Origin of the sequence: Streptomyces europaeiscabiei (assembly GCF_001550375.1) — a bacterium.
Taxonomy (GTDB): Bacteria; Actinomycetota; Actinomycetes; order Streptomycetales; family Streptomycetaceae; genus Streptomyces; species Streptomyces europaeiscabiei.
The window spans coordinates 1-5,892 of the sequence record NZ_LRTR01000092.1 but is presented as its reverse complement, the minus strand read 5'-3'; the positions used below and the strand labels follow the sequence as shown (position 1 = coordinate 5,892).

Genomic DNA, 5,892 nt, shown 5'->3' with positions numbered 1-5,892 from the left:
CCCGCGTCTCCCGCGCGCCGCTCGACGGCGCCGTACGGCAGTGCTGCCGCCGCCGGGCCGCCGGAACCCACCCGTCCGAAGAGCGGCTGGGCCCGGCTGCTGACCTGGTGGCGCGGCGAATAGCCGCCCCGCAGACGAGGCCTGCCGGGCATCAGGGATTCGGTGCGTCCGTCGGGCAACTGGCGGATGTGGGGTGTGTGTCGGGCTCCGGGGGTCCGGGGTGTCTGGCGTAGGTCTTGTGGGTGGGGGTCGTCCGTCGGGCGTGGTGGGTTCGGTGTGTCTGTCCGCAGCGGCCGGCAGGCGCCTGGCGGATGCGGGGCGGGGCGGCTGTCGGGCCCGGCGGAGCCGGTGCGTCTGTCAGTCTTGTGGACGCGGGGCATCGGTCGGGCCCGGTGGACGAAGGGCATCCGTCGGGCCCGGTGGACGCGGGACGTCCGTCAGGCCTCGCGGACGGGCAGGCGGCGGTGGCCGTTGGAGATGAACGACTCCACGTACCCCAACTCCTCGCTCGTGGTGCTCAGTTCGAGAGTCGGGAACCGCTCGAAGAGTGCCGGGAGCGCGATCCGGGCCTCCATCCGGCCGAGCGGGGCGCCCAGGCAGAAGTGGACGCCGTGCCCGAAGGCGAGGTGCTCCTTGTCGGCGCGGGTGACGTCGAAGACGTCGGCGTCCTTCCCGTGCCGCTCGGGGTCCCGCCCGGCGGCGGCGTACGCGGCCAGGATCGGTTCGCCCCTGCCGATCACGACGCCCCGTGGGCCGCCGAACTCGGCGAGATCCAGGTCCTCCACGGCGTAGCGCAGCGGCAGGCTCGCCACCGGCGCCTCGAACCGCATCGTCTCCTCGACCACGTCGTCCCAGCCGGCGCGCCCCTCCCGGACATGGGCGAGCTGCTCGGGGTGGGCCAGCAGGGAGTGCACGGCCTGGTCGAGGAGGTTGACCGTGGTCTCGTGCCCGGCGCTGATCATCAGCACCAGGGTGTCCAGCAGCTCCTGCTCGCTGAGCCGGGTGTCGTCCTCGTCACGAGCCGCGATCAGCCCGGAGGTGAGGTCCTCACCGGGCGACTCCCGCTTGGCGGTGACGAGTTCGCCCAGCACGCCGTACAGCCGCTCGTAGGCGGCGGTCATCTCGCCCGGGTCGGCGGAGGTGTCGAAGATCTTGTCCACCAGCTCCCGCAGCAGCGGCCCGCGTTCCTCGGGCAGCCCGAACAGCTCGCTGATCACCTGGATCGGCAGCGGGTAGCAGAACTCCTCCCGCAGATCGACCGCCTCCCCGCGCCGGAAGCACTCCTCGACCCGGTCGAGCAGCTCCTCGGTGATCTCCTCGATGCGGGGCTGCAGCGCGGCAGTCCGGCGCGCGGTGAACGCCTTGGAGACCAGTGCGCGCAGCCGTTTGTGGTCACCGCCGTACGCGGTGAACATGTTCTGCACGGCGACCCAGGTGAACAGCGGCCACTCCGGGGTGATCTCACCGGCCCCGAACCTCGGCCAGTGCTGCCGCGCGTCCTTGGACACCCGGGAATCGGTGAGCAGCCGCTTGAGCAGCTCGGGGCTGCTGACGGCCCAGGCCTCGACGGTGGGCGGCCCCGGCAGTACGACCCGGGTCGCCGGACCCGCCTCGCGGATACGGGCGGCCTCGCCGTGGATGTCACGGCCGGTCGCGTCAATCACCATGGGGGTGGGGTTGCCCATCGGGCCCTCCTGCGGTCGAAAACAGTCCAACAGCACAACGTGTATGACCGGTCACGCTACGACCCCGTAGCGTCGCCGGGCGAGATCACGTGGCGTCCGCTGCGTACGACGGCAACTTCCCTGCGCGTACCCGCAAGTCGGGTTCCGGGCCGACTCCTAGGATCGGGCCCACCCTCCATGAAATGCCGGTGAGTGCCATGACTGTCAGCAGGGCCCCGCGCTGGATGTGTTCCTACAGCTCCGAAGTGCGCACTGTGCCGGCCGGGCGCTGGTGGACCGGCGTACGGGTGCCGGTCGCTCTGGGCGCCCTCGCTCTGAAGTCCCTCGGGGACGAGACGGGCGCCGTCATCAAGGACGGCTACGGCGGCATCATGTACTGGCTGGTTCCCCCGGGCGACGCGTCCGAATGGCGCCTGCCCGACGTCCAGGTCCTCGGCCGCGGCAGCCATGTGGCCGTCCCGCCGCTGCGCCGCACCTCGGGCCCCGGCCTCTACTGGCGCGTCCCGCTCTCCCACGACCGCTACTGGACGAACGCGGAACGCCTGCGCACGGCCCTCACGGCAGCCGCGGCCACGGCCGCACGGTAGAAGCCGACCCCGCGCCCCTTCAGGGGCGCGGGGAACCGCGCGATCAATCACGAACCACCTGCACCCGCCGAACGACCTCGACTACCCGATCTCCACGGCGTGCTTCTCTCTCCGCTTCGCGGAGCGCTTCGGCCGGGGCTCCTGATCCGGCAGCCAGCCGAAGGCCAACGTGCTGCCCACCGCGCCCATCAGCAGGCCCACGACGAACCCGCCGATGTTGGAGGTGAGCCAGGTGCCCAGCGAGAGCATGATCCCGAGGATGGAGTAGAACAGCCGCTGCGTGGGGTTGAAGAGGATCAGCAACCCGCACACGATCATCAGCGAGGGCAGCAGGTAGCCCGCCAGACCCTGCATTCCGACCTTCAGCATGACCGGCAGCGGTGCCTTCATGGTCAGCAGGATCTCGGCGCCGCCCAGCACCAGCAACAGGCCACCGGCGAACGGCCGGTGTCCTCTCCATTCCCGGAATCGACTCACTGCGGGCAGCCCTCGCTCGTGAAGCTCATGTGCAGGTCGGGGAGCTTGAAGACGGCCGCGGTGGCGGCGTAGTTGTGCTGGTACAGATCGGTGATGGTGACCGAGTCGGCCTGCTGGCCGTAGACACCCTGCGGGCCCTGCTGGTCGACCTTGTCGAACGTGCTGGAGTCACGGCCGATCTCGATGTTGTTGAACGAGGCGTCGCCCGAGATGTCGTCGGAGTCGATCGCCAGGTTCTTCACGCTCACCGGCGTGCCCTTGTTGCCGGCGGTGAGGACCAGCTGGATGCCGCCGAGGTCGACGCTCTGGCACAGGTTCGTCAGCTTGCCGTTCTTCACGACCGAGGTCACGACCAGCACCTGGCCGCCGGTGTCACCCTCGTTCGGGCTGTTCTCGATCATGTGGTCGAGTGAGCCGAACTGGGCGAAGCCGGTGCCTTCGAGCTTGTCGGCGGTGACCACGAACGGCATGCCGGAGATGGCGAACTGGACACCCAGAGCACCCTGCGCGGTGAGGATCATCAGACCGGCTGCGACCGCCGTGGCCGGCACCGCCATCACGGCGGCGCGCTTCAGGCGGACCCGCCCGCGTCTGCCGGACGCTTCGGGACCCTCGGGTCTTTCGTTGGTGGACGCCGTGGCGTCCGAGGACGAGGCCATGTGTGCTCCCTGGACTTCCAAGTCATTGCAGATGGGGCTTCAACGGCACGTTGTCCTGGCGCGGACAGCGGTTGCGGCGCACGCCTGACCGCACCTCCCGTAGGTGCAAGGGCTTACTTGCTACGCCGCAGTAGCCATTTGGGAAGTTACCGGTGGTTACAATCAAGGGTCAAGGCGCTTGTGGCAAAAGGATGTTGGTTGTGCCGCCCCTGTGAAAGGTGAACATCTCTCACCTTTGGTTTTACCGCCAGGGGCCCCCGAATCCGGCCATCCCATGAACGATCTTGAGACACCAACTTGCTTGCCATGCCTTGACGTTGACTGTCCCTCAGGTCTACAACTCATCGGGGTTTCCCCCACGGATCCGTGGCGCCGGATCCGACGCGCAGCGCATGCCACCGTCCCGAACACCCCGTCGCAGGCGGGGTGTGGGTGGCGCCACCTGAACGCGCTGCGCGGCCCGACGCAGCACCACTCCTAGCCGCGATGCCGGGCACGGTCGCCTTCCCCTCCACTGGGCCGTGTCCGGTCCCCGGCTGTCGCTGTCGATCCGTCACGTACGGAGAAGGCGTGTCACGGATCGGCAGCGACCGTACGGCGCCGTGCGGCATCGCCGCGTTCCCCCGCGCGAACGGTGTCGACTCGCGCGCTCACCGCAGCCCCCGCCTTCGCGGGGGCCGTCACCCGCACCTTCCGAGGGCCGTCACGCGGCCCTCACATCATGAGAAGAGGCACCCCCATGCGTACGCGATCCCTCCTTGCCCTCGCCGCCACCACCGCCGCCGTGATGGTGGCCGCCGTCGGCCCGGCCTCCGCCGCGGACTCCGTGCTCACCACCGGCGGCCTCGCCGGCGACGCCGTCGCGGTCGGCGACGTCCTCAACGCGTCGCTGGCGACCGGTACGACCGGCAAGTTCTACTCCAGCGCGACGGGCACGAGCGGTGTCTCCTGTGCCGCGTCGACGTTCACCGCCACGGTCACCGACAACCCGGCCGCGCCCGGCACGGCCACCGAGGCGGTCGACGCCCACACCTTCGGCAGCTGCACCAGCAACGTCCTCGGCGTGCTCGGTGTCAACAGCGTCACCGTCAACAACCTGCCGTACACCACCAGCGTGACCTCGGGCGGCGTCGTCACGGTCAGCCCGGCGTCGGGCTCGGTCCTGCAGACCACGGTCGTGCTGCGCACCCTGCTGGGCACCATCAACTGCGTCTACCAGGCGGCCAGCATCACCGGCACGTCCGACAACAGCGACAACAGCATCAACTTCACCAGCCAGCCGTTCACGAAGACGTCCGGCTCGTCGCTGTGCTTCGCCACCGGTTACTTCACGGCGAAGTACGCGCCCGTCACGGACGCCAACCAGGGCGGCGCGGCCGTCTACACCAACTGATCCGACCCCCGACGTCAGTTACCGGTCCGGCGGCCGGTAACTGACTCAACTGATGCACGTCACCGATCAGTTGCTCGATCGGCAGTCCGGCCGTTCGCCGGTCAGCCGTCGATGCGAGAGCGGCGCCTGCGTCCGCGGAGGAGGAGGGCGGTGCCCACGGCGAGTACCAACGCCGTGGCGCCGCCCGCCACCAGCGGCACCCAGGCGCCGCTCTCGTCGGTCGTGGAGGCGACGGGGCTGCCGGGATCGGCCGCCTGTGTGTCGGTCCCGGTGTCGGCGCCGGTGGTCGGCGTTTGTGTGGACCGCGTCGGCGCGGTCGTGGCGGGCTCGGACTTGTCGGCGGCCGGCCTCCCGGCTCCGGCCTCCTCGCCCTCCTCGCCCTTCTCGCTCCCGACGGGCGTCTCCCGCGCGCTCCCGCCCTTCGCACCGGAGTCGGCCTGCCTGGCCTCCGGGAACACCACGTCCGAGCACGAGTAGTAGGTGTCGACCGTGCTCGTGTTCTGCCAGATCGTGTACAGCACATGGTGCCCGGACCGGTCCGCGGGCAGCTTCGCCGAGAACTGGTACGAGCCGTTCCGCAGCGGCGGGTCCGTGATCGACGCGAACGGCTTCCCGGGCAGATCGGACCACGTCAGAGGCTTCGTGGGGTCGTACCCCGGTTTCGTCAGGAACAGCTTGAAGGTCCCGGTGTGCGGGATGGTCGACCGGTAGGTCAGGTCCAGCGTGGTGCCGGGGGAGAGGCGGGTCGAGGGCCAGTCGGCGCGGGCCAGGTCGAGCCCCTTGTAGGGGGCGAGCCCTCCGCTGCACAGCTGCCCGTCCGGGACGACCTCCCGGTCCCGTCCGTTCACCCCGGCGATGCGCATGTTGTCCCACGCGGTGAACGGAGCGCCGTTCGCGGCGATCGCCGCCCTGCACGCCGCCGACCCCTGACTGCCGCCCTCGGGCGAACACGCCGAGACCCGGCTCACCGGATCCGTCGGCGCTCCGTGCGCCCAGGCCGGGGTGACGGTGCCCGCGGTGAGGAGCAACGGGGCCGCGAGGGTGACGGCGGCGGCCGTGACCGCGCGGCGACCGGTGCTGCGGCAGCCGCG

6 protein-coding genes are annotated in these 5,892 nt (G+C 70.3%); 2 read left to right on the top strand and 4 right to left on the bottom strand.

What is annotated here, in order from left to right; translation table 11 throughout:
* Nucleotides 1-437: 437 nt before the first annotated feature.
* Nucleotides 438-1,685 (bottom strand): cytochrome P450 family protein, encoded by a 1,248-nt coding sequence (locus tag AWZ10_RS04050; protein ID WP_046704600.1) that lies wholly within the window; start codon nucleotides 1,683-1,685, stop codon nucleotides 438-440.
* Between the two features lie 245 nt (nucleotides 1,686-1,930).
* Between AWZ10_RS04050 and AWZ10_RS04045 the strand changes: the two genes are divergently transcribed.
* Complete coding sequence (locus AWZ10_RS04045) at nucleotides 1,931-2,272, top strand: hypothetical protein (RefSeq protein WP_234361034.1); 342 nt, start codon at nucleotides 1,931-1,933, stop codon at nucleotides 2,270-2,272.
* Between the two features lie 81 nt (nucleotides 2,273-2,353).
* Here the strand turns inward: AWZ10_RS04045 and AWZ10_RS04040 are convergent, their stop codons facing one another.
* Nucleotides 2,354-2,749 carry a DUF6114 domain-containing protein gene (locus AWZ10_RS04040; protein ID WP_234361033.1) on the bottom strand — a complete coding sequence of 132 codons (396 nt, stop codon included), beginning with the start codon at nucleotides 2,747-2,749 and terminating at the stop codon, nucleotides 2,354-2,356.
* Complete coding sequence (locus AWZ10_RS04035) at nucleotides 2,746-3,408, bottom strand: DUF6230 family protein (protein ID WP_037700417.1); 663 nt, start codon at nucleotides 3,406-3,408, stop codon at nucleotides 2,746-2,748. The genes AWZ10_RS04040 and AWZ10_RS04035 overlap by 4 nt, the downstream gene beginning before the upstream one ends.
* A gap of 739 nt (nucleotides 3,409-4,147) precedes the next feature.
* On the opposite strand from AWZ10_RS04035, the gene AWZ10_RS04030 reads away from it, so the two are divergent.
* Entirely contained in the window at nucleotides 4,148-4,801 is a 654-nt protein-coding gene (locus AWZ10_RS04030) for a hypothetical protein (protein WP_046704598.1), read from the top strand.
* A gap of 101 nt (nucleotides 4,802-4,902) precedes the next feature.
* Here AWZ10_RS04030 and AWZ10_RS04025 read toward each other — a convergent pair.
* Nucleotides 4,903-5,892, bottom strand: a 990-nt coding sequence (locus AWZ10_RS04025; protein WP_060890452.1) for a lytic polysaccharide monooxygenase auxiliary activity family 9 protein, incomplete at its 5' end; no start/stop codon positions are given.

Excerpts from the sequence above, each read along its gene's own strand:
- AWZ10_RS04050 (WP_046704600.1), bottom strand. The coding sequence starts at position 1,685 with ATGGGCAACCCCACCCCCATGGTGATTGACGCGACCGGCCGTGACATC.
- AWZ10_RS04035 (WP_037700417.1), bottom strand. The coding sequence starts at position 3,408 with ATGGCCTCGTCCTCGGACGCCACGGCGTCCACCAACGAAAGACCCGAG.
- AWZ10_RS04030 (WP_046704598.1), top strand. The coding sequence starts at position 4,148 with ATGCGTACGCGATCCCTCCTTGCCCTCGCCGCCACCACCGCCGCCGTG.